The organism is Bradyrhizobium sp. PRIMUS42, assembly GCF_023006515.1.
GTDB lineage: Bacteria > Pseudomonadota > Alphaproteobacteria > Rhizobiales > Xanthobacteraceae > Bradyrhizobium.
This window is the reverse complement of sequence record NZ_JALBGZ010001579.1, coordinates 1-477: the sequence shown is the minus strand read 5'-3', so window position 1 is coordinate 477 and position 477 is coordinate 1. Positions and strand designations below refer to the sequence as shown.

The following is a 477-nucleotide window of genomic DNA, read 5'->3' as shown; positions in this document are numbered from 1 at the left end:
AGCACAAGATCGTCCGCAAGCGCACCACTGCGCCGCCGCCGGATCAGCCGGTCCAGCAGGCGCAACCGACCCAGACCACCCAGCAGCAGTCGCAGGGTGGTTTCCCGGCGCCGCTGCCGAGCGGCAGCTTCTCGCGCTAGAGCATGATCCGGAAAAGTGTGAATCGGTTTTCCGAAAAGATCATGCTCAAACAATTGTCTCCATTGCATTGACAGGCGCTGCCCCGGCAGCGCACGAATGATTGATGTCCTTCACGATCGCCATCATCGGCCGGCCCAATGTCGGCAAATCGACGCTGTTCAACCGCCTGGTCGGACAGAAGCTCGCGCTCGTCGATGACCTGCCGGGCGTCACCCGCGATCGCCGCGAGGGCGAGGCCAGGCTCGGCGATCTCGAATTCACCATCATCGACACCGCCGGCCTCGACGAGGGCGCCAAGGGCTCGCTGACCGCGCGCATGCAGGAGCAGACCGAGGC

General features: G+C 64.4%; 1 protein-coding gene. It reads left to right on the top strand.

Annotation, left to right across the window (positions count from 1 at the left end; genetic code table 11):
• Positions 1-244: 244 nt before the first annotated feature.
• On the top strand, positions 245-477 hold a 233-nt coding region (locus MOV75_RS41755), incomplete at its 3' end, for a GTPase (RefSeq protein ID WP_247008731.1).